Genomic DNA, 21,221 nt, shown 5'->3' with positions numbered 1-21,221 from the left:
CCTGCGATTCGAAAGAGGATGGATGATCAGTTTTACTTTGTTAGGTATCGAGTCATTAAATGTATGTCCCTGCGTAATCTTTTTTATGTCCTTTTGCTCAATGCTCTTGGCATTTCCCTGTTTTTCTCCTGGTATCTTACCCAGGAACAAGGTATCTGGTTTCAGTTAGATAGCAGTATTTTCTTTTACTTCAATGAATTATTGGTTAAAAGTCCAACATTCCTGCATCTGGTCGCCATGACCAATAACCGCGTGTTCGATGGATTCGCCCTGATTGCCATGGGGATGCTATATCTATCGTTTTATAGGAAAGCGATACCGGTTGAGCGTCGGCGTTTACTGATTATTGGTATTGTTATGCTATTAACAGCGGTCGTCCTGAACCAACTAGGCCATCTGTTGCCCATTCAACATGCCAGCCCCACGCTCTATTTTACCCATATCAACCGAGTCTCTGACCTGACAGGTATCGTAACCAAAGATGCTTCCCGCGACAGTTTCCCGGGAGATCATGGCATGATGCTGCTCATCTTCGCTGCCTTTATGCTGCGTTATTTCACCCATCGCGCATTTATCCTAAGCGTTGCGATAGTCGTAATATTTTCACTTCCCCGCATCATGATTGGCGCTCATTGGTTTACTGATATCGCCGTTGGTTCATTGTCCATCGTACTGGTGGGCCTGAGTTGGTGGTTGCTGACGCCTGCCAGCGATAGGTTAATTACCTTTCTTGAACGTAAACTTCCTGGGCAACATCGTCAGTGAAATATCCGTCCTCGGCTAATAAAAGAAGCGCTCGATGGGATGCAATAAAGCCATACATTTCTGACTCATTGTAAAGATACTGTCTTCTTTGACATATATAGTCGATAAAAATACCGATGTTTTAGCGTTTTCAGTATCGACATTTTTTCGCTTATTACATCATTAATTCTTATAAATAAAATGTCTAAAATTTCTCGCAATCTGTTTATCGTTACGGTAGTCTCACTGAAGTTTGCTTTTTCCCGCGCAGTGTTCTATGGGTTCAGAAAGAAATAATGTGCATTCTTGCACATTTTTATCGATGAACATTTGGCGAAAAAGAAACTCTGTTTTAGTCTGACTCTCGTTTGGTTTGGCATTTATTACATAACGGTATGTATCGTTAAGGACATCAAGGGAACATAACAATAATGGTCAAGTCTCAACCGATTCTGAGATATATCTGGCGGGCGTTGCCTGCTGTTGCGATAGCGTTGACGCTTTCTGCATGTGGTAGTAACAGTGCATTCAATCAGAAAAATCAAACTGATATGCATGCGGTTAATGACAAAGATAGTCTTTTACTGCAAGCCTCTCAGGATGAATTTGAAGCAATGGTTCGTAATGTGGATATTAAATCCAAATTACTTAGCCAATATGCAAGTTGGAAAGGTGTTCGTTACCGCTTAGGGGGTGACAGTCGTCGCGGTATCGATTGTTCCGCGTTCGTTCAGCGTACTTTCCGTGAACAATTTGGAATGGACTTACCTCGTTCTACCTATGAACAGCAGGAAGTCGGCCAAAAAATTCAGCGAACCAAGCTACGCCCCGGTGATCTGGTTCTGTTCCGTGCTGGCTCAACTGGCCGTCATGTTGGTATTTATATCGGCAACGATCAATTTGTTCATGCATCGACAAGCAGTGGCGTCATTATTTCCAATATGGGAGAAACCTATTGGAACAAACGTTACCAGGAAGCGCGTCGTGTTCTGGATAAAGGAACAAGCAGTTAAACAATTTTCGCTTTCTTGATGTACTTTGACAGACCAAACGAGACGATAAAAACGCCGCTTATCACTAAGCGGCGTTTTTTATGACAGGTGTTCCTGCCCATAACCACAAGGACCGTTGCCAAACTACGTTAAAAATCGCTCCCAGCGATTTTTTATGAAGATTTTATGGTGTTCAATTAAACCAACGATACATAGCAAACGGCTAACCCACAATTAGGGTAGGTTTCCCTGTCTATTTCATGATAAAAAGACAAGATGATAGATGTTGTGATGTTAATACTAGTTATTTCAATCACTTTATGCGGTAGAAAACACCATGCACCATGGATTTCACGGCATGTAAAAGCGGCACATGCTCGTTGTTTGGAACAAGGCGTACCAGCCTATTCACGGGCTATGAAGTTGTTGCTATCCGATTGCAGGAGATTATCGTAAAGATGTTGAAACGCGTTATGGCTGCTGTATTACTTTATGTCGCGACCCAGAGTGGATATGCTGCCTCAATAGAGCAGAGCACGTCATTCGCATTGTTGGGTGAACCTAAGTACGGCGCAGACTTCCGCCACTTTGACTACGTTAATCCCGATGCGCCAAAAGGTGGTAGTATCACGCTGAGTGCTCTCGGCACATTTGATAACTTTAATCGTTTTGCATTGCGCGGCGTCGCTGCAGCCCGAACCGAACGACTTTACGATTCACTCTTCGTTTCATCCGATGATGAGCCTGGCAGTTATTATCCATTGATTGCACTCACCACTCGCCATTCTCACGATTTTCGCTGGATTGAAGTCGATATCAATCCACGCGCGCGTTTCCATGATGGTTCGCCGATTACCGCAACCGATGTCGCATTCACTTACAACATGTTTATGACGCAAGGCGTCCCGCAGTTTCGTCTCTATTTCAAAGGTATTACCGCGACTGCACTTTCACCGCTAACGGTACGTTTCGATTTCCCCGAACCCGACAAAAACCGGATGTTCAGTTTGCTCACGCTGCCAGTAATGCCTGAAGCATTCTGGAAAAATCATAACTTCAGCGAACCATTATCTACCCCACCACCCGCCAGCGGGCCCTATCGCATTACCGCCTACCGCATTGGGCAATACGTCACGTATTCACGTGTAGAAGATTACTGGGGAACCGATCTACCAGTAAATAAAGGCCAATATAACTTCGATAAAATACGTTACGACTATTATCTGGATGACAGCGTTGCTCTGGAAGCCTTTAAGGCCGGCGCATTTGATATGCGCACAGAAGGGTCACCGAAACACTGGGCAACCCAATACGCAGGAGGGAATTTTTCCCGTGGTTACATTATTAAGCAAGACAAGGAGAACCACTCTGCTCAGGATACCCGCTGGCTTGCCTTCAACATTCAGCGCCCATTATTCAAGGATCGCCGCGTCCGACAGGCACTGACGCTAGCGTTTGATTTTAACTGGATGAACAAAGCGCTCTATTATGGTGCCTATCAACGTACTGACAGCTATTTTCAAAATACGGAATATGCCGCTCAAGGCGAACCCAGCGCCGAAGAATTAACCTGGCTATTACCGTTGAAAGATAGCGTTCCTCCGGAAGTGTTTGGTCCGAGTTACCAGCCGCCTTCATCCAACGGTAGCGGATACGATCGAGATAACTGGCTAAAAGCACTGGAATTACTGAAAGAAGCCGGGTGGGAACTTAAAAACCAGAAATTAGTTAATCGTCAGACAGGCAAACCGTTTATCTTCGAATTACTGTTGCCGAGTGCAGGAAACTCCCAGTATGTTTTGCCTTTCCAGCAAAACCTGAAAAAGCTGGGCATTACGATGGATATCAGAAACATCGACAGTGCTCAATTTAACAGTCGGCTGCGTAAGCGCGACTTTGACATGACGGCAACGGTGTACCGCGCCTTTCTTTATCCGAATGACGACCTGCAAATACGCTGGAGTTCGCAGTACATCGATTCTACATACAACACACCCGGCGTAAGCGATCCCGCTATCGACGCGCTGGTTGACGAAATTACCCGGCATCAGGGACAAAAAGCACCGTTGTTATCATTGGGACGAGCGCTGGATCGCGTGCTGACCTGGAATCAATTGATGATTCCTATGTGGTATTCCAATCATGATCGTTTTGCCTACTGGAACAAGTTCGCCATGCCTGCCGTAACGCCAGCCTATTCACTCGGGTTTGACGGCTGGTGGTTTGATGTTAAACAGGCAGCCACGCTGCCAGCAGAGCGACGTTAAGGAGCCGCTGTGGGAATGTATCTCTTACGCCGCCTTTTACTGGTGATCCCGACGCTATGGGCCATTATCACCATCAATTTTTTTATTGTACAAATTGCCCCGGGTGGCCCGGTAGATCAGGCGATTGCCGCCATTGAAATGGGACATGGTAGTGGCTATGTTGCCAGCTCAGGTCTGGATGCCGGGCTCGCTCGCTCAGGCGGCGGTGGCGCACCCAATATTGAAAATGCTTACCGTGGTTCACGTGGCCTCGATCCAGAGGTTATTGAGGAAATCACCAAACGCTACGGTTTTGATAAACCGATCCACGAACGCTATTTCAAACTATTGTGGGATTACATGCGTTTTGATTTCGGTGACAGCTTATTCCGCGGTTCATCAGTGATGCAATTGATTAAAGAAAGCATGCCGGTCTCCATTACGCTGGGATTATGGAGCACATTAATCATCTATCTGGTTTCTATTCCGTTAGGCATCAAAAAAGCCGTCAAAAATGGTACGCCCTTTGATACCTGGAGTAGCTCGCTGATCATCATTGGTTACGCCATTCCTGCATTTCTCTTCGCCATCTTGTTAATCGTCCTGTTTGCAGGCGGAAGTTACCTCGATTGGTTCCCGTTACGCGGATTGGTGTCCAGTAATTTTGACACGCTACCGTGGTACAGCAAGATTACGGATTATCTTTGGCACATCGCGCTACCCGTCTTAGCATCAGTGATTGGGGGCTTTGCGACCCTAACCATGCTGACCAAAAATTCATTCATGGATGAAATCCGTAAACAGTACGTCGTCACGGCGCGCGCGAAAGGATTAGATGAAAAAAGTATTCTCTATCGCCATGTATTCCGTAATGCCATGCTGCTGGTCATCGCGGGGTTCCCGGCCACGTTTATCAGTATGTTTTTCACTGGGTCACTGTTGATAGAAGTGATGTTTTCACTTAACGGCCTCGGTTTATTAGGCTATGACGCTACGTTGCAACGCGATTATCCGGTGATGTTCGGTACGCTGTATATTTTCACTCTGATTGGACTGTTATTAAATATTATCAGCGATATGACCTATACGCTGGTTGACCCACGTATTGATTTTGAGGGACGCCAATGAGCCGATTAAGCCCGATTAATCAGGCGCGCTGGGCGCGTTTCAGGAGTAACCGCCGTGGATATTGGGCACTATGGATTTTTCTGGTGCTCTTTATCATGACTTTATGCTCTGAACTGATCGCTAATGACAAACCGTTACTGGTGAAATATGACGGACAGTTTTATGCGCCATTTATTGTCGACTACAGCGAAACAACGTTTGGCGGACAGCTAGCGACCACGGCCGACTTCAGAGATCCCTATATCGTACAACGAATTAACAGTAATGGATGGGCGATATGGCCGCTTATTCACTACAGTTACGACACGATTAACTTTGCAACCACGGTGTCTTTCCCCTCCCCTCCTTCGTGGCAAAACTTACTAGGAACGGATAGCCAAGGCAAAGATGTTGTTGCGCAAGTGCTCTACGGCTTTCGTATCTCACTGTTATTTGGTCTGACGCTAACGATACTTTCCAGCCTGATTGGGATTACCGCTGGCGCGACACAAGGCTATTACGGTGGACAATTAGACCTGTGGGGACAGCGCTTTATTGAAGTTTGGTCAGGGATGCCTACCCTGTTTCTCATCATCCTGCTTTCCAGCGTGATCCAGCCTGACTTCTGGTGGCTATTAGGCATAACGGTATTGTTTGGCTGGATGAGCCTGGTCGGGGTGGTTCGGGCGGAGTTTCTCCGTACACGTAATTTTGATTATATTCGTGCCGCACAGGCCATGGGCGTCAGCGATCGGATGATTATGTACCGCTGTATGCTGCCCAATGCCATGGTAGCCACCCTAACGTATCTTCCCTTTATTCTGTGCGGTTCGATCACGACGCTGACCTCACTGGATTTTCTGGGATTTGGCTTGCCAATGGGCTCGCCGTCATTAGGCACCCTACTCCTTGAAGGAAAAAATAACCTTCAAGCGCCTTGGTTAGGGATAACCGTTTTTATGGTGCTGTCTATTGTGCTGTCTTTACTTATTTTTATCGGCGAAGCGGTGCGCGACGCCTTTGACCCAAGCAAGGCGCATTGATATGTCTCATTCACCTTTATTACACATTGATAATCTCAGCATTGCCTTTCGCCGTGGGGAACAGGAATTGCGCGTCGTTGATCGGCTTTCGCTGGAGGTCAATGCAGGCGAAACGTTAGCGCTGGTCGGCGAGTCCGGGTCGGGTAAAAGCGTCACTGCGCTTTCCATACTCAAACTATTGCCCTCTCCACCGGTTATCTATCAACAGGGTGACATTCGTTTTTCTGGTCAGTCGTTGTTGCACGCGGATGAAAAAACGCTACGGCAGATTCGAGGAAACCGCATTGCCATGATTTTTCAGGAACCCATGGTTTCCCTCAATCCCTTACAGAGCATCGAAAAACAACTGGTTGAGGTTTTATCGCTACACCGTGGCATGCGCAATGATGCGGCCCGAGGTGAAGTGATTCATTGTCTGGATCGTGTCGGTATCCGGCAAGCCAAGAGCCGATTAGCCGATTATCCCCACCAGCTTTCAGGCGGCGAACGCCAGCGTGTCATGATCGCGATGGCCTTATTAACACAACCAGATTTACTGATTGCGGATGAGCCAACAACCGCATTAGATGTGACGGTACAAGCGCAAATTCTGAAGTTGCTTAACGAACTTAAGCAGGAAATGGGCATGAGTCTGCTGTTCATTACCCACAACCTAAACATTGTTCGTCAACTGGCAGATAATGTTGCCGTCATGAAATCAGGTCAGTGCGTAGAGCACAACACCTGTCAGACGCTATTTTTAGCACCGCAGCATGTTTATACCCGCCAGTTGTTAGAGGCAGAACCGTCAGGAGAGCCTTTACCGATCAAAGAAGACGTTGAACCTATTCTGCGGGTTACACAGTTGCAGATTGCCTTCCCGGTAAAGAAAGGATTGTTACGACGTACTGTCGCCGAAAAACAGGTGGTCAATGGCGTGAACTTTACTCTGCGTCGTGGTGAAAGTATCGGGTTGGTTGGCGAATCGGGCTCAGGTAAAAGCACTACCGGCCTGGCATTGCTACGGTTGCTTCAATCCAGAGGCGAAATTTGGTTCGATGGGCATCCGTTGCATGAATTCACACGTAAACAAATGCTCCCGTTTCGTCGTCGTATTCAGGTCGTGTTTCAGGATCCCAACTCAGCGTTAAATCCACGCCTTAATGTGGAACAAATCATCTCGGAAGGATTAACCGTACATCAAGCCTTAAGCCATGCAGAGTGCGAACAACGAGTCATTGCCGCAATGCAGGAAGTTGGTTTGGATCCAGAGACGAGGCACCGCTATCCCGCTGAATTTTCCGGCGGACAGCGCCAGCGAATCGCCATTGCTCGTGCACTGATCCTGCAACCTGAGTTGCTAATCTTGGATGAACCCACATCGTCGCTGGATAGAACAGTGCAAGCGCAAATCCTGACGTTATTAAAATCATTGCAACAGAAGCATCAGCTTGCCTATCTTTTTATCAGCCATGACCTTCAGGTGGTGAAAGCCCTTTGCCATCAGGTTATGGTGCTAAAACAAGGTGAAGTTGTGGAGCAAGGCGAATGCAGGCAAGTTTTCAGCCACCCGGAAAAAGCCTACACGCGGGAGTTGTTACAGCTTTCATCCTGAGCCACGCCGGACCGGCTTTAAAATGAGAGAAACGCTTGGGCAAAACGTCGCTGGGGGAGTGGCATCAGATCGCTGACGCCACTCTTCAAAATGGATAATGCGCGGAAACAGACTCAGCAATCGCCACACCGACATTTTTCAAGCGGCACATCGCGGTACTTTCATCGTTACGGTGTAAAAACAGGCAAGGCTCGCCTTCCCATTCCAAAACCGCACATTCAACCTGAATTTCATCTAAAGATTGGTTCAATTGGTGCATAATTTTCCATGCGGCCTCTCCGTCATGGCTTAACAGTTTAAGACCAATCAGATTATTATCTTCTTCTCTGCCACTGAGCGGAATCGGTTCAACTTTGACGCCAGCAAAACCCGATAACCAGCGATAACTTTGCGGCAAACGATGAACTACCGAAAGTTGGAAACTATCCACTACTGTTTTCCTCAGGTTAAGTTTTACTTAAAATTCACAAAATAATAACATATTTATTATGATAGCGTGTCCATCACACTTATTTCCACTTTTTCATGTACAAAAAACCAACATCACTCAGGTTAATTGACATCAATTAGTCAGTGGATTAAGCGATTGCAAGACTTATTAGTGTCGACGCGATCACGAATTGCTGCTCTTTTCTGATTATATTTAACCTTTTCTCGTTAACATCACAACCCCTAAAGGCTTGTTTATTTACTTTTAATTCATACATTTTACATATTTTGAACAAATAAAGATAAGCAATCCCTTGATACGCAATAAGCCGGTATCACTTTTCTCGGCGAAATAGCGCCTAAATAGAAAGAATCGCTCCCCCAAATCATTCGAGTTGCATGGCAAAGGCAGGCCTCCCGCTAACGCGGGAGTTGGACTGGGACTAAAAAGTGATGGGATCAAATGGCTCGACTGGCATAACAATAGAGCAAAAAGGCGACGATTGAACAACAAGCCATGGATAACACCATGGGCCAGGCACTGTTAAAAGACATGATCGATAGCGCCATACCTGTCACCGCGCCTAAACCAAAACGTAGTGTCCCTGCCAGTGACGACGCAGTTCCCGCCATATGCGGAAAATCATCCAGAATGACGGCCATTGCATTAGAAGCCACCATTGCAATGCAGCCAACAAAAATTGAAACCGCAATAACCAGTGGTAAAAAACCTAAATCAAACAGGCAAATAACGACTAACAAGATACCCATCGCGAATTGAATCAATAAGCCGATACGAAACATTGTCAGCACCCCAAGACGGCGGACATGGCGACTATTAAACAGTGTCATCATGAACAAAAAGACAATATTCAATGCGAAGTAATAACCAAAATGTTGGGGGGAAACGCCATGTAAATTGATATAAACAAACGGCCCAGCGGTTAGGAAAGCGAACATACCGCAGAATGACAACCCGCTCGCCACCATATAACTAAATACGCGTTTATGGCGGAAAAGCGTCACAAAGTTACCTAGCGTGGTGCGCAAATGAAATTTTTGCCGTTTCTCTGGAGGAAGCGTTTCGTGAATAAAGAAGAAAACCAGAATCACGGTCAAAAAGGCTGCGCCAGAAATAGCCCAAAAAATTGAATGCCAGCTAAACCATAGCAGCAGCGCCCCACCGGCAATAGGCGCAATCAGCGGCGCTACCGTCATCACCAGCACCACAAATGACATCATGCGAGAGAATTCATCCTTGGAAAACATATCACGTATCAGCGCATTAATGACTACCGCCGATGCGGCGGCCGACAGACCATGCAAAAAGCGCATCTGAACCAGTTGTTCCACCGTCTGTGATAATGCGCATGCCACACCTGCAAGCGCGAAAATCAGCGTTCCCCCCAAAATAACAGGCTTCCGCCCAACGCTGTCGGCCATCGGCCCATAGAACATCTGCCCAATAGCAAAACCCAGCACATAGGTACTGAGCGTCATCTGCACGCGCCCATCCGGCACACCTAATTCGGCGGCAATCGTCGGTAATGCGGGTAAGTACATGTCAATCGCGAGGGGCGTGAGCATGGAAATCAAGCCAAGAATGAGAATCAACCCAATATGAGAAGGTCGGTTTTGTTGCACTGAACGTCGCTCCCGGTCAGGAAAAATGGACTTCGTAGAATAAAAAAACATCCCGCCCCATCAAGGCAGCGAGAATGACGCAGAGATAAAAAATTATAGCCCGACGCTTTCGACTTCTTGTGAACTCAATACCCGAAATTCACCCGGTTCAAGTTCGCTATCGAGGTGAATGCCGCCAATACGTTCACGATGCAATTGCACAACCCGGTTACCCACCGCAGCAAACATTCTCTTGACCTGATGATAACGACCTTCACTGATAGTTAGTCGAACCTGATGATCGGTAATTTTCTCCAACACGGCGGGCTTGGTCAGATCTTTTTCGTTATGCAATTGTACGCCCGCGGCAAACTGGCTGGCCGTATCAGGGTTCAGTGGCAACTCCAGCGTCACCAGATATGTTTTCTCACAATGATGTTTCGGCGATGTGATACGGTACGACCATTGCCCGTCATCCGTCAATAAAACCAACCCCGTGGTATCGATATCCAAACGCCCTGCTGCGTGTAATTTATGAGCGACAGGGACATCCATGAAATAGAGGATAGTGGGATGATCGGGATCGTCCGTCGAGCAGACATAGCCTTGAGGCTTATTCAGCATGTAATAACGAGGGCCATTTTGCTGCTCCAATGGATTGCCATCGAATGCCACCTCATGTTCAGGTAACACTTTAAACGATCCACTTTTCACAATCTCGCCATCAACGGTCACGCGCTGAGCACGTAGTTCCCGAATCACTAGTGAACGGCTGATAGCCAATTGCTGAGATAAAAACTTATCTAATCGCATTAAAAATCAACAACCTGTATTAAATCATGACGCAAATGCAGGTAACGCGATACCTGAAAGCATCATGAAAATGAAGAAAGGCAACGATACTCGCCACCAACGTGTAATAGTATAACGAGGCTTTGCCTGACATCCTAGAATTCAACAGGAAATACACTGTTGTTTCGTCCACATCTTCTCGCCGTAACGTTTATCAACAGGCATAATAGGGACAAATTTTCACATTGAGGAATCCCGATATGTCGTCCATTCATGGTCATGAAGTGTTGCAAATGATGATCGCCTCCGGCGAGTCTTTTACCACAGAACAATTGGTTGCTACGATTGAAGACCGTTTCGGCCGTGCAGCACGATTCCATACCTGCTCTGCCGAAAACATGACGGCTGCGATGCTGGTGCAATTTCTGGCTGAACGCGGCAAATTCATTCCGCTTGAGAGCGGTTTTACCACCAGCGCCAGTAAAATCTGTCAGCACTAAACGATGTCTTTTATCTTACGGCCTTACCAACGCGAGGCCGTATCTGCCGCACTCGATTATTTTCGCCGCCATACCCACCCGGCAGTGATTGTTTTGCCAACTGGCGCAGGGAAAAGCCTTGTCATTGCCGAACTGGCGAGACTCGCTCGTGGTCGAGTCCTGGTGTTGGCGCACGTGAAAGAACTGGTGGCGCAGAATCATGCCAAATACTGCGCTTTGGGGCTGGAAGCCGATATTTTCGCTGCTGGGCTGCAACAACGCCACAGTCAGGGAAAGGTGGTGTTTGGCAGCGTACAGTCGGTCGCACGCAATCTGACGCAGTTTGAAGGCGCTTTTTCACTGCTGATTATTGATGAATGCCATCGCGTTGGTGATGATAACGACAGCCAATATCAGCAAATCATCCAGCATCTGCAAAAAACCAACCCACAACTGCGGCTACTCGGCTTAACCGCCACGCCCTATCGGCTGGGTAAAGGATGGATTTATCAATATCATTATCATGGAATGATCCGAGGCGACGAACAGTGCTTGTTTCGCGATTGCATCTATGAACTACCGCTGCGTTACATGATCAAACATAGCTTCCTCGTGCCGCCGGAGCGGTTGGACATGCCGATTGTGCAATACGATTTCAGCAAGCTGACAACAAAAAGTAACGGTTTATTTAGCGAAAGCGATCTGAACAAAGAGCTCAAGCGCCAGAAACGTATCACGCCCCCTATTGTTAGACAGGTCATCGATTATGCTCAAACCCGCTCAGGGGTGATGATTTTCGCCGCAACGGTCGAACATGCGCGAGAAATTTACGCGCTGTTACCCGCTGAGCAATCAGCGCTAGTTAGCGCGGAAACACCAACAGCTGAGCGCGATGCGCTGATTGAGGCCTTTAAACAGCAGTCGCTGAAATATCTGGTAAACGTGGCGGTACTCACAACGGGTTTTGACGCCCCCCATGTTGATCTGATTGCCATCCTACGTCCAACAGAATCCGTGAGTTTATATCAGCAAATTGTGGGACGCGGTTTACGCCTTTTCCCCGGAAAAACGAATTGCCTTATCCTCGATTATGCCGGCAACCCGCACGATCTCTACACGCCTGAAGTCGGCAACAGCAAACCACATACCGATAGTCAACCAGTACAAGTTTTTTGCCCCAAATGTGGTTTTGCCAATATCTTCTGGGGGAAAACCACCCCCGATGGCAGCGTGATTGAACACTATGGCCGTCGTTGTCAGGGATGGGCACCGGAGGAAAATCATCAGCGCAAACAATGTGATTTCCGCTTTCGTTTTAAACTATGCCCTCAGTGCGATGCAGAAAATGATATTGCTGCCCGCCGTTGTCACCAGTGTGAAGCGGTGCTGGTCGATCCAGACGATATGCTAAAAGCAGCGCTGAAACTCAAGGATGCGCTGGTGTTACGCTGTAGCGGCATGCAACTTATCCCCGGACAAGATGCCAAAGGGGCCTGGCTGAAAATTACCTATTATGATGAAGACGGTGCGGATGTCAGCGAACGTTTTCGCTTACATACCCCAGCGCAACGTCATATTTTCCAATTGCTATTTTTACGTGTTCATCTGCGAGCACCCGGTGTCCCTTTCGTCTGGCAGACCGTGCATGACATCGTCACACAGCAAAACCAATTACGCGCCCCCGACTTTGTTATCGCCCGTAAACAAGGCGCATTCTGGCAACTCAGGGAAAAAATGTTCGACTACGAGGGACGTTTTCGCCGTGCAAACGAATTGCGGGGTTAACTAATTCGCAGTTTTGTTTGCCCGTCACGCCATATTCCGCTAAAATTCAGCCCGCTTTTGTACCGCAAAAGCAGAACAACCCAACCTGCTGCTGGGTCGCCTGTAGCAGGGTTACTTTCTTGAGTAGAGAAAAAAATGATTACTATCAAAGCAGAAGCACGTAAAGAGCAGGGTAAGGGTGCGAGCCGCCGCCTGCGTACCGCTGGTAAATTTCCGGCCATCGTTTATGGTGGTTCAGAAGCGCCAGTTGCTATCGAATTGGATCACGACAGCGTTAAAAACCAGGAAATGAAACCTGGTTTCTACGGTGAAACCGTTATCCTGTCTATCGATGGCAAAGAAATTCAAGTTAAAGTTCAGGCTGTACAACGTCACGTGTTCAAGCCAAAACTGACTCATATCGACTTCGTTCGCGTATAATTGCGCAGAAATCGATCCGGGACGCCGGGGAAGAACGCCGCTTATGCGGCGTTTTTTTATGCCTGTAGCCTATTGATGACCACCGGTTAAACGACGTTGTAACTGATCGCGCAGATTGGGTGGCGTTCCCTTGATAGTCAGCGTATCTGTTGCCGGATCCCAAAAAATACGCTCACCTAATAATAGTGCGTCAAAATTCAGACTAACGCCCCCGCCACTGCCAGAAAATTTCGTTAATTGTCGTAGCGTACTGCGATCGGCAGGGAAGCTTTCTTCCAATTCATATCCCTGTTCCGTTGAAAACTGTTGAAACGTCTTCTCCCCTAACGGCGGCAACTCCTGAGACAATGCTTCTAACTCAATTTCTTCACCCGACTGCAACTGCTCGTTACAGTAGCTATAGACCTGCTGACGATAATTCTGCCGCTCATTTTTATCCAACTGCGCATCGTCGCAATACTCATCAACGGCCTTGAGCAACCCCCGATTTTGCGCCTTGGTATCCAGACCTTCTGATGCTGCCAGAAAATCCATGAAAAAGTCAGAAACTTTCCGCCCTACCCGGCCCTTAAGGAACGTCAAATAGCGCGTCGAGGCTGGATTCGTTTCCCACTCCGTCAAATCAATACGGGCAACGATGTCGGCATGGTTGATATCCAGATAGTGCGTACTGCTGATATCCAACTGTTCGTTGACCCGCATACTGTTGCAACTATTGAGCACAGCAATCAACAAATATTCCACCGCCAAATAACGATACTGACAAAACAGTACTATCCCACCTTCGGCAAACGGATATTTAGCCAATTCATCCCGCAAACGCCCCGTCGCCGCTCGTGTAAATCCCAGGAAATCTTCATTTCCTTTACGGCAGGATTTGAGCGCGTCCGCCAATTCGCTCTGCTCATTAAACAGAGCGTAGGCTTTACTCTTAGCGCTGTAGACACGATGCAATTCAGCCATCATCTCCTCTACCGTCGCATTGGTTGACAGCAGGGAATCACGCAACACCATTTCCAGCGTGTGTTCGTCACGTTTAACTAGCTGATGCAGGGCAATCTGGCCGATATCCAGACTCATGATAAACTCTCCTTTTAGCAAGGAGCGTATTCAAACACTGAAGCGATATGGCTGCAACCGAAAAGCCGCATCATCCTGGCCGTAAACGCACGGACAGTCCATGATGATAAATGATAAAAGTGCGGAAAAGGATGAGTCGTTACGGTAAGATAGGCGACTTTACCAGCTTGAGAAACACCATTTTATGCCACAATCATCCCGCTACAGTGACGAACACGTTGAACAACTGCTTTCAGAGATGGTCAATATTTTGGAAAAGCACCATGCTCCAACCGATCTTGCTTTAATGGTGCTGGGTAATATGGTGACTAACCTGATTAATACCAGCGTCGCACCTGCCCAACGTCAGGTTTTAGCCCGATCTTTCGCCGAAGCATTACAGGCTTCGATTAAACAAGTAGATAAAGCTCATTAATTTTTGACCAACGTATGGTAACCAATCGGCAGCGCTACCGCGAAAAAGTCTCCCAGATGATCAGTTGGGGGCATTGGTTCGCCTTGTTTAATATTTTGCTCAGTCTGGGGCTGGGTAGCCGCTATCTGTTTGTTGTCGACTGGCCAGGCTCCCTGTTTGGTCGTATTTATGCGTTGGTCAGTTGGCTGGGGCATTTCAGCTTTATCGGCTTCGCTGCCTATCTGTTAGTTATTTTCCCATTAACCTTTATTGTCATGTCGCAGCGTTTGCTACGATTTCTTTCCGCCGCGTTGTCAACGGCGGGGCTCACGCTGCTTCTGGTTGATATTGAGGTTTTCACCCGCTTTCATCTGCATCTCAATCCCACGGTGTGGGAATTGGTTGTCAACCCTGACCAAAGTGAGTTAGCTCGCGACTGGCAATGGATGTTCATTGGTATTCCACTGATTTTTATGGTGGAGATGCTATTTGGTACCTGGTGTTGGCAAAAACTACGCAGCCTGAATCGCCGTAGTTTCGGTAAACCGTTGGCTGGCGTATTTATTTCCGCCTTCTTCGCGTCACACCTGATGTATATCTGGGCCGATGCCAATTTCTATCGTCCGATTACCATGCAAAGAGCGAATTTACCGCTCTCTTATCCAATGACCGCCCGCCGCTTTTTGGAAAAACATGGTCTTCTGGATGCACAAGAGTATCAGCGCCGCTTGTCCCAGCAAGGTAACCCTGAAGCGATGACCGTGGAATATCCGCTAAATGACATTACCTTCCGCGACAGCGGCAGTGGTTATAATCTGCTGATGATCGTCATCAATGACGTCCCGGTTAATGGCACCCAGAGCAATATGCCTAACCTATTGCACTTTGCCGAACAGAATATCCGCTTCAGCGATCACTACGATTCAGGTACACAGACGAATGCCGGGCTGTTTAATCTTTTTTACGGTGTTTCAACGACCTACATGGATGGCGTATTAAATGCCCGCAAACCTTCTGCATTAATGAGCGGGTTGAGCCAACAGGGGTATCAATTCGGGCTGTTTTCTGCCAATGGTTTCAATAATGCGCTGTATCGTCAGGCATTACTGTCCGACTTTTCCCTTCCTGTGCCACAAGAGCAAAGCGATGAAGCTATCACCTCACAATGGCTGGATTGGTTAAACCGTGATAATAACACTGCCCCTTGGTTCTCTTATCTTGAATTAAACGGTCTCGGCAAGACATCAACGGCCGATCCATTGCGACGCAATCAAGATGTTGATCAGCAGATTGGTAAAATCATCGCCACGCTTCAGGAACAGAACAAGCTGGAAAAAACGGTTATTGTGATAACGTCGACGCAAAGCAACCATGCAGGTGATGATAAGAAAAATATCTTCCGCCGTTCACAGTGGAAAATACCGCTGGTCGTTCACTGGCCGGGAACCCCAGCTCAGACCATTACCAAGATGACAGATCACAAAGATGTGATGGCTACACTGATGCAACGCTTATTGCACGCTAAAAACGCGACCGATGATTACTCTCAAGGTGAGGATTTATTCGCCGCTCAACGACGTAATAACTGGTTGGCAAATGGCAATGGTGGTTCATTAATGATCACCACGCCGGAAAAAATTATCGTGCTGGAAAGCAATGGTAATTATCGTGCTTATGATGAAAATGGTCGTAAATTAGACGATGAAAAACCACAACTTACGTTACTTCTTCAGGTTCTAACCAGCGAAAGACGCTTTATTGCGAACTAACTGCCTAAATCTAAAGCAGTCGTTCCATACGGCTATTGCAATAAGGTCAGGAAAAGGTAGTATAAGCGCCCATAGCATCGGCACGTAGCGCAGCCTGGTAGCGCACCGTCATGGGGTGTCGGGGGTCGGAGGTTCAAATCCTCTCGTGCCGACCAAATACAACTTCGGTTAGTATCGTTTACTACCGGAAACCCCACAAGAACCCGCATTCTCACTGAGTTTGCGGTTTTTTTGTTGCCTGTTATCTATCGGCATACCCCGTTTACAGCCGGAAAGTTTGGGACTACATTTGGGACTAAATCAACGTAGTCCCATAAAACCGTAGTCCCAAAGGTAACGATCATGGCAATTCAGGCAAAGCCCCTCACAAACACGGAAGTCAAAGCTGCTAAAGCAATAGACAAAGAATTGTCGCTACATGATGGTGGCGGGCTGCTATTGTTCGTCAAACCTTCCGGCACAAAGACATGGCGTTTTCGCTATTACCACCCACAGACTAAAAAGCGCACTACGTTGACGTTTGGCAGCTATCCGGCAATTTCTTTAGCTGATGCCAGACAAATGCGGGAAGCAGCCAAAGCTCTCTTAGAAAAAAGCATCAATCCACAATTCCACCAGCAACAGCAACGCGAACAAGAGCAAGCCATCAACCTAAACACGTTCGCCAAATGTTCACTAGAAGACGGCAGATCCAGGCATGGTGGTACACCATTACGTGTAGTTGTCGTTTTATCAACGAACTATTCTGGAAAGGATAAAATCCACACGTTCTTCTACAGAAACGCATGGTAATTCAATCAACTGGTAGTCATACGTACGGTATGTTTTCACCATTGCGTGATATGTTGCGACAGCGACATCGAAAGATTGTTTGCGCTCTGTATCCTGCACATATATGTCACGCCAGGGTGGTGCAATAAATACGGTTTGGTTATAGCGAAATTTCTCGATGGCATTTTCCAGATGCCTTGGTATGGTAAGTTCGGAAAGACGTAAGTAACCTGCAACATCAGGAACTCCACGGTCGAAGAAGCATGGTTGTGTTTGCCCTTCTGCTTCGTGCCACGAACGCATTTCCCAAGCTAGCATGAGCTCTGCAAATGCAGTCTGGTTGGCCCAGGGTAATGCATCGCCGCCGATGTTAACCTGGTCTTGTATAACACCTCTTCCTGCTTCTTTAGAACACCAAAACCCTCTTTTTATAATCGTATCAATTATCGTGCTTTTGCCTGACCCTGGGCCACCTGTAAGAATGAAACGATGTTGAAAAGCTGAAGACATTGAATCCTCCTGAATATTTATAGACGCGATGAAACAGCAGTACTGATGGCGCACTTTTCCCGTGTTGCCAGATTACCTGTTGATGGTTTGACTAACTACATTTTATCTTGGCTTGCATGTCTTAACAGACGCCAGCGGCTAATTCATACCTGGATAGAGAACAACACATTAAGTAGTCGCTTGCCTCCTATCTCCCTAGTAACTACAATGTATACAAAACATACAATGTAGTGAGGTGGCGATATGGGTGTCATGTCCGTTCGATTGAATGATGAAACAACCGCTCAGCTTGATGCGTTGGCTAAAGCTACAGGACGTACCCGCTCTTTTCTGGCTGGGCAAGCCATTGAAGACTATCTTGCGCGGGAAGCTTGGCAGATAGCAGAGATCGAGCAAGCTATAAAAGAGGCTGATGCGGGTGATTTTGTCTCATCAGATGAGATGAACAATCTCTTTAAAAAATTAGGTACGGCAAGGCATGGAAATTAAATGGCTGCGTAAAGCCGCGGCCAATTTGGAAGCCGAGTACCGCTATATCGCGCAGGACGATCCACAAGCCGCCAGCCAATTCATAGATGAAGTCCAAAGGTTGACGGAATTACTACCGCAACAGCCAGCAATGGGAAGACCTGGACGTGTGCTGGGAACGCGTGAGCTGGTGTTAACGCACTATCCCTACATCATCCCTTACCGCGTGAAAGATAATATAATTCAGATTCTGCGAGTTTTTCATACGCACAGGCGTTTACCGTCAAAATGGTGAACAATCTTTAATCAACGCACATCAACCAACTAACCGGCACACAGCCATGAAAGACGACAAAGAATATAACCAACAATCAAGATCGTCCGGCTGGGGTGGGAAACGTGTCGGCGAGTTGATGCACAGATCCCTTTATTTGAGTACAGCCGAGTGGCGCAAGTTTATGTTGCTAGATGGTATTTATGGCAACACACCCGAAAAATGATGGTATTGGAGCGTAGTAAAGCTAAATTAAATTTACAGCACAGCCAGCGCTAAAAACCAGCGTATACAACGGGTGAGATATAGCCATTTTTAAACTGACTTTTCTCTATGGGACTACAATTTTTACTATGAAGTAAAAGTCAATAATAAAAATTATCTAAAAATCATAACATTGAATAACAAATTCAATTTCTCTCGTTCTTTCAAGGAAAACCAAGTGGCATTCGAAATTAGAAAAGGGAACAAAATTATCGGCTTCTCTGAATTAGAGTTTGGCGATCCTCCGATGGGATTCGTTCATGGGGCTTTTAAGCCCACTCAGTTTTATTCACCAAACGCAGATAAAACTGGCTGTAAACTATTCATTAGAGGGACAGATGAGGAGATAGCCAATGACTTCATCGTTATCGAAGATATTTCAGAAGAATTAGGCGAACCATTTATAGAAGTAACAATTTTAGTTAGTACCGCAGAAATTTATGAAAAGTTCTTTAAACATCATCTAGATGCTTATGAAAAACAATTCGATTGAGCGCGGTAAGGTAGCCAGAAATTCGCTATCAACGCTTGATCATATCAACTAACGCTCTGAGGCTTGCAGGCATGTGCCGATTAGCCGGAAAATAAAGACGAAGGCCGGGGACGGTCAGGCTCCATTTCTCTAATACAGTTAATAAACGCCCATCGTTCAATGCCTGTCTCGCATGAATTTCAGGGATAAAGGCAAGCCCTAAACCTCTTATCGCGGCATCAACCATCAAGGGTGAACGATTAAGCGTTAATGTTCCCGGCACGTCCAAAGCTATATTCTGACCATTGAGAGAAAACTCCCAGCGATAGCGCTTACCGCCGGGTAATCGCTGGCGAATACACTGATGTTTCAGTAATTCATACGGTGTTTCAGGCGCTGAATTTTTTGCAAGATAGAGTGGTGATGCAACCACTAGAAACCGAATATCCTCCCCGATAGGCACCGCAACCATATCAACAGGAACATTTTCAGCCAGCCTTATTCCAGCATCAAAGCCTTCAGCCACAATATCAACAAGCCTTCCTTCAACAACTAAGTCCAATTCTACATTGGGATAATTTGCCTGGTATTCAGGAACGATGGTTTGGAGTAAGAGTTGGATTGCCTCTTCACATCCATTGATACGTAACGTGCCAAGTAATTGCCCCTGGGTTCGGGCAATCTCAATCACCGCTTGTTCCAGCCCTGCAATATGCGGAGTAATACGTCTGATCAACTGCTCACCAGATTCAGTTAATGAAACACTTCTCGTTGTGCGATGGAACAACCTAACGCCAAGTTTCTCCTCCAATCCACGGATGGTATGGCTTAATGATGAACGCGTAACACCCGATAGTTCAGCCGCTTTCCTAAAGCTACGTTGCTCAGCGACTGCGACGAAAGCATTCAAGTCTGATAAAGATGGAATTTTCATTGGTGAATATATTTCACCTCTTCATGCCATTTGTTGCGGCTTATCGTATCACTAACAAGGCGGTAATTTATGTTTTGCACATTAAATATGATGAGACATTCTGATGAAAAGCAAAACCTGGTTTATTACTGGCACCTCCACAGGCTTGGGCCGCCTCATGACAGAGCGCTTACTCTCACGCGGCGACAAGGTCATCGCCACTTTACGTAAGCAAGGTGCACTGGCTGATTTACAAACGATGTATGGCGAGAAGCTAAAGATCATTATTCTTGATGTAACGGATAGCGCAGCAGTTAAATCAGCAACCAAACAGGCCTTTCTCGACAACGAAAAGATTGATGTATTGGTCAGTAATGCCGGTTATGGCCTATTTGGCGCCGCAGAAGAAGTCAGTGATGCTCAAATTACACGGCAGATCGCAACGAATCTGGTTGGTTCTATTCAGTTTATCCGCGCCGCACTTCCCTACCTGCGTAAACAAGGCGGTGGTCGTATCGTTCAAATTTCATCCGAAGGCGGCCAAATGGCATGGCCGAACTTTAGCCTTTATCACGCGACAAAATGGGGAGTTGAAGGATTTATAGAGTCGGTTTCTCAGGAAGTTGCTCCATTCGGCATCGATTTTCTGATAGCAGAACCGGGCCCAACAGACACGAACTTCGTGTCTGGGGTCGATATTGCAGAACCTATGGCGTGTTATGAGCAGACGCCAGCAGGTATCGTTCGCCGTTCTCTGGTTGATGGTTCTCTTGAGATAAAAGGTGACGCAGTAAAAACGGCGGATGCCATTATTGCTGCCGTAGACAGCGAGAATCTCCCTTTTCGGCTGGCTCTCGGCAGCAAAGCCTATCATTCTATCCGACAGGCATTAACCCTCAGACTGGAAACACTTGAAACAACAAAATCGATAACACTCAGCGTAGATAAAAATCTCTGACAAGTGCGGCCTTTTGATTAAGACATGCGGTCAGCTGCTCGCCTTATCCAAGGCCGCACCTTGTTCATGAGAGATAATCAGATCGCCCACTAAG

At 46.8% G+C, this 21,221-nt stretch carries 21 protein-coding genes, 1 tRNA gene and 1 pseudogene; 17 read left to right on the top strand and 6 right to left on the bottom strand.

The annotated features are described in order from the left end of the window. Nucleotides 1–63: 63 nt before the first annotated feature. The 6 genes from ACKPVM_RS10165 (at nt 64) to yejF (ending at nt 7,726) form a co-directional block, all read left to right on the top strand. Nucleotides 64–765, top strand: a complete 702-nt coding sequence (locus tag ACKPVM_RS10165; RefSeq protein ID WP_409308931.1) for a phosphatase PAP2 family protein — start codon at nt 64–66, stop codon at nt 763–765. A gap of 410 nt (nt 766–1,175) precedes the next feature. After that, nucleotides 1,176–1,757 (top strand): bifunctional murein DD-endopeptidase/murein LD-carboxypeptidase, encoded by a 582-nt coding sequence (gene mepS, locus ACKPVM_RS10160; RefSeq protein ID WP_409308930.1) that lies wholly within the window; start codon nt 1,176–1,178, stop codon nt 1,755–1,757. 437 nt (nt 1,758–2,194) lie between these two features. Further along, entirely contained in the window at nt 2,195–4,003 is a 1,809-nt protein-coding gene (locus ACKPVM_RS10155) for an extracellular solute-binding protein (RefSeq protein ID WP_409308929.1), read from the top strand. Between the two features lie 9 nt (nt 4,004–4,012). Next, nucleotides 4,013–5,110 (top strand): microcin C ABC transporter permease YejB, encoded by a 1,098-nt coding sequence (locus ACKPVM_RS10150; protein WP_409308928.1) that lies wholly within the window; start codon nt 4,013–4,015, stop codon nt 5,108–5,110. After that, on the top strand, nt 5,107–6,132 hold the full coding sequence (locus ACKPVM_RS10145; protein WP_409308927.1) for an ABC transporter permease: 1,026 nt from the start codon (nt 5,107–5,109) through the stop codon (nt 6,130–6,132). The genes ACKPVM_RS10150 and ACKPVM_RS10145 overlap by 4 nt, the downstream gene beginning before the upstream one ends. 1 nt (nt 6,133) lies before the next feature. Further along, nucleotides 6,134–7,726 (top strand): microcin C ABC transporter ATP-binding protein YejF, encoded by a 1,593-nt coding sequence (gene yejF, locus ACKPVM_RS10140; RefSeq protein WP_409308926.1) that lies wholly within the window; start codon nt 6,134–6,136, stop codon nt 7,724–7,726. 85 nt (nt 7,727–7,811) lie between these two features. Here the strand turns inward: yejF and ACKPVM_RS10135 are convergent, their stop codons facing one another. From ACKPVM_RS10135 to rsuA, 3 genes are all read right to left on the bottom strand, one after another. Further along, nucleotides 7,812–8,156 carry a YejG family protein gene (locus ACKPVM_RS10135; RefSeq protein WP_409308925.1) on the bottom strand — a complete coding sequence of 115 codons (345 nt, stop codon included), beginning with the start codon at nt 8,154–8,156 and terminating at the stop codon, nt 7,812–7,814. A 458-nt stretch (nt 8,157–8,614) separates the two neighbouring features. After that, a complete protein-coding gene (locus ACKPVM_RS10130; protein ID WP_409308924.1) occupies nt 8,615–9,799 on the bottom strand; it encodes a Bcr/CflA family multidrug efflux MFS transporter in 1,185 nt (394 codons plus the stop codon). 93 nt (nt 9,800–9,892) lie between these two features. Beyond that, nucleotides 9,893–10,591 (bottom strand): 16S rRNA pseudouridine(516) synthase RsuA, encoded by a 699-nt coding sequence (gene rsuA / locus ACKPVM_RS10125; RefSeq protein WP_409308923.1) that lies wholly within the window; start codon nt 10,589–10,591, stop codon nt 9,893–9,895. 239 nt (nt 10,592–10,830) lie between these two features. Between rsuA and ACKPVM_RS10120 the strand changes: the two genes are divergently transcribed. The 3 genes from ACKPVM_RS10120 (at nt 10,831) to rplY (ending at nt 13,254) form a co-directional block, all read left to right on the top strand. Continuing rightward, nucleotides 10,831–11,070 (top strand): YecH family metal-binding protein, encoded by a 240-nt coding sequence (locus tag ACKPVM_RS10120; protein ID WP_409308922.1) that lies wholly within the window; start codon nt 10,831–10,833, stop codon nt 11,068–11,070. 3 nt (nt 11,071–11,073) lie between these two features. After that, nucleotides 11,074–12,834 carry a DNA repair helicase RadD gene (gene radD / locus ACKPVM_RS10115; RefSeq protein ID WP_409308921.1) on the top strand — a complete coding sequence of 587 codons (1,761 nt, stop codon included), beginning with the start codon at nt 11,074–11,076 and terminating at the stop codon, nt 12,832–12,834. A gap of 135 nt (nt 12,835–12,969) precedes the next feature. Next, the gene (rplY, locus tag ACKPVM_RS10110) at nt 12,970–13,254 is read left to right on the top strand and encodes a 50S ribosomal protein L25 (protein WP_409308920.1); all 285 of its coding nucleotides are present in this window, start codon (nt 12,970–12,972) and stop codon (nt 13,252–13,254) included. A gap of 69 nt (nt 13,255–13,323) precedes the next feature. On the opposite strand, the gene yejK is transcribed toward rplY, so the two are convergent. Further along, entirely contained in the window at nt 13,324–14,334 is a 1,011-nt protein-coding gene (yejK, locus tag ACKPVM_RS10105; RefSeq protein WP_409308919.1) for a nucleoid-associated protein YejK, read from the bottom strand. A gap of 184 nt (nt 14,335–14,518) precedes the next feature. Between yejK and ACKPVM_RS10100 the strand changes: the two genes are divergently transcribed. The 4 genes and pseudogenes from ACKPVM_RS10100 to ACKPVM_RS10085 form a co-directional block, all read left to right on the top strand. Beyond that, complete coding sequence (locus ACKPVM_RS10100) at nt 14,519–14,749, top strand: YejL family protein (protein WP_409308918.1); 231 nt, start codon at nt 14,519–14,521, stop codon at nt 14,747–14,749. 14 nt (nt 14,750–14,763) lie between these two features. Continuing rightward, nucleotides 14,764–16,497 carry an LPS biosynthesis-modulating metalloenzyme YejM gene (yejM, locus tag ACKPVM_RS10095; RefSeq protein ID WP_409308917.1) on the top strand — a complete coding sequence of 578 codons (1,734 nt, stop codon included), beginning with the start codon at nt 14,764–14,766 and terminating at the stop codon, nt 16,495–16,497. A 78-nt stretch (nt 16,498–16,575) separates the two neighbouring features. Next, nucleotides 16,576–16,652 (top strand) — tRNA-Pro (locus ACKPVM_RS10090). A gap of 187 nt (nt 16,653–16,839) precedes the next feature. Continuing rightward, nucleotides 16,840–17,178 (top strand): annotated as a pseudogene (locus ACKPVM_RS10085) (integrase arm-type DNA-binding domain-containing protein); the annotation flags it as partial. A 51-nt stretch (nt 17,179–17,229) separates the two neighbouring features. Here the strand turns inward: ACKPVM_RS10085 and ACKPVM_RS10080 are convergent. After that, nucleotides 17,230–17,778: an AAA family ATPase gene (locus ACKPVM_RS10080; RefSeq protein ID WP_409308916.1), complete on the bottom strand. Its 549-nt coding sequence runs from the start codon at nt 17,776–17,778 to the stop codon at nt 17,230–17,232. A gap of 243 nt (nt 17,779–18,021) precedes the next feature. Between ACKPVM_RS10080 and relB the strand changes: the two genes are divergently transcribed. The 3 genes from relB (at nt 18,022) to ACKPVM_RS10065 (ending at nt 19,277) form a co-directional block, all read left to right on the top strand. After that, nucleotides 18,022–18,267: a type II toxin-antitoxin system RelB family antitoxin gene (gene relB / locus ACKPVM_RS10075; RefSeq protein ID WP_010286544.1), complete on the top strand. Its 246-nt coding sequence runs from the start codon at nt 18,022–18,024 to the stop codon at nt 18,265–18,267. Beyond that, nucleotides 18,257–18,541, top strand: a complete 285-nt coding sequence (locus tag ACKPVM_RS10070) for a type II toxin-antitoxin system RelE/ParE family toxin (protein ID WP_409308915.1) — start codon at nt 18,257–18,259, stop codon at nt 18,539–18,541. The genes relB and ACKPVM_RS10070 overlap by 11 nt, the downstream gene beginning before the upstream one ends. A 421-nt stretch (nt 18,542–18,962) precedes the next feature. After that, nucleotides 18,963–19,277, top strand: a complete 315-nt coding sequence (locus tag ACKPVM_RS10065; protein WP_409308914.1) for a hypothetical protein — start codon at nt 18,963–18,965, stop codon at nt 19,275–19,277. Nucleotides 19,278–19,305: 28 nt separating this feature from the next. On the opposite strand, the gene ACKPVM_RS10060 is transcribed toward ACKPVM_RS10065, so the two are convergent. Beyond that, a complete protein-coding gene (locus ACKPVM_RS10060) occupies nt 19,306–20,190 on the bottom strand; it encodes a LysR family transcriptional regulator (RefSeq protein WP_409308913.1) in 885 nt (294 codons plus the stop codon). Between the two features lie 103 nt (nt 20,191–20,293). Between ACKPVM_RS10060 and ACKPVM_RS10055 the strand changes: the two genes are divergently transcribed. Further along, the gene (locus tag ACKPVM_RS10055; RefSeq protein ID WP_409308912.1) at nt 20,294–21,127 is read left to right on the top strand and encodes an SDR family oxidoreductase; all 834 of its coding nucleotides are present in this window, start codon (nt 20,294–20,296) and stop codon (nt 21,125–21,127) included. Nucleotides 21,128–21,221 lie beyond the last annotated feature (94 nt).

The sequence above is a fragment of the Pectobacterium hainanensis genome (assembly GCF_046237015.1).
Classification (GTDB): domain Bacteria; phylum Pseudomonadota; class Gammaproteobacteria; order Enterobacterales; family Enterobacteriaceae; genus JBJYIN01.
The sequence above is the reverse complement of the archived record's forward strand: the minus strand, read 5'-3'. Positions and strand labels throughout refer to the sequence as shown.

Excerpts from the sequence above, each read along its gene's own strand:
- mepS (WP_409308930.1), top strand. The coding sequence starts at position 1,176 with ATGGTCAAGTCTCAACCGATTCTGAGATATATCTGGCGGGCGTTGCCT.
- relB (WP_010286544.1), top strand. The coding sequence starts at position 18,022 with ATGGGTGTCATGTCCGTTCGATTGAATGATGAAACAACCGCTCAGCTT.
- rplY (WP_409308920.1), top strand. The coding sequence starts at position 12,970 with ATGATTACTATCAAAGCAGAAGCACGTAAAGAGCAGGGTAAGGGTGCG.
- ACKPVM_RS10070 (WP_409308915.1), top strand. The coding sequence starts at position 18,257 with ATGGAAATTAAATGGCTGCGTAAAGCCGCGGCCAATTTGGAAGCCGAG.
- ACKPVM_RS10100 (WP_409308918.1), top strand. The coding sequence starts at position 14,519 with ATGCCACAATCATCCCGCTACAGTGACGAACACGTTGAACAACTGCTT.
- rsuA (WP_409308923.1), bottom strand. The coding sequence starts at position 10,591 with ATGCGATTAGATAAGTTTTTATCTCAGCAATTGGCTATCAGCCGTTCA.
- yejK (WP_409308919.1), bottom strand. The coding sequence starts at position 14,334 with ATGAGTCTGGATATCGGCCAGATTGCCCTGCATCAGCTAGTTAAACGT.
- ACKPVM_RS10060 (WP_409308913.1), bottom strand. The coding sequence starts at position 20,190 with ATGAAAATTCCATCTTTATCAGACTTGAATGCTTTCGTCGCAGTCGCT.
- ACKPVM_RS10165 (WP_409308931.1), top strand. The coding sequence starts at position 64 with ATGTCCCTGCGTAATCTTTTTTATGTCCTTTTGCTCAATGCTCTTGGC.
- ACKPVM_RS10145 (WP_409308927.1), top strand. The coding sequence starts at position 5,107 with ATGAGCCGATTAAGCCCGATTAATCAGGCGCGCTGGGCGCGTTTCAGG.
- yejM (WP_409308917.1), top strand. The coding sequence starts at position 14,764 with ATGGTAACCAATCGGCAGCGCTACCGCGAAAAAGTCTCCCAGATGATC.
- ACKPVM_RS10080 (WP_409308916.1), bottom strand. The coding sequence starts at position 17,778 with ATGTCTTCAGCTTTTCAACATCGTTTCATTCTTACAGGTGGCCCAGGG.
- ACKPVM_RS10155 (WP_409308929.1), top strand. The coding sequence starts at position 2,195 with ATGTTGAAACGCGTTATGGCTGCTGTATTACTTTATGTCGCGACCCAG.
- yejF (WP_409308926.1), top strand. The coding sequence starts at position 6,134 with ATGTCTCATTCACCTTTATTACACATTGATAATCTCAGCATTGCCTTT.
- radD (WP_409308921.1), top strand. The coding sequence starts at position 11,074 with ATGTCTTTTATCTTACGGCCTTACCAACGCGAGGCCGTATCTGCCGCA.
- ACKPVM_RS10120 (WP_409308922.1), top strand. The coding sequence starts at position 10,831 with ATGTCGTCCATTCATGGTCATGAAGTGTTGCAAATGATGATCGCCTCC.
- ACKPVM_RS10055 (WP_409308912.1), top strand. The coding sequence starts at position 20,294 with ATGAAAAGCAAAACCTGGTTTATTACTGGCACCTCCACAGGCTTGGGC.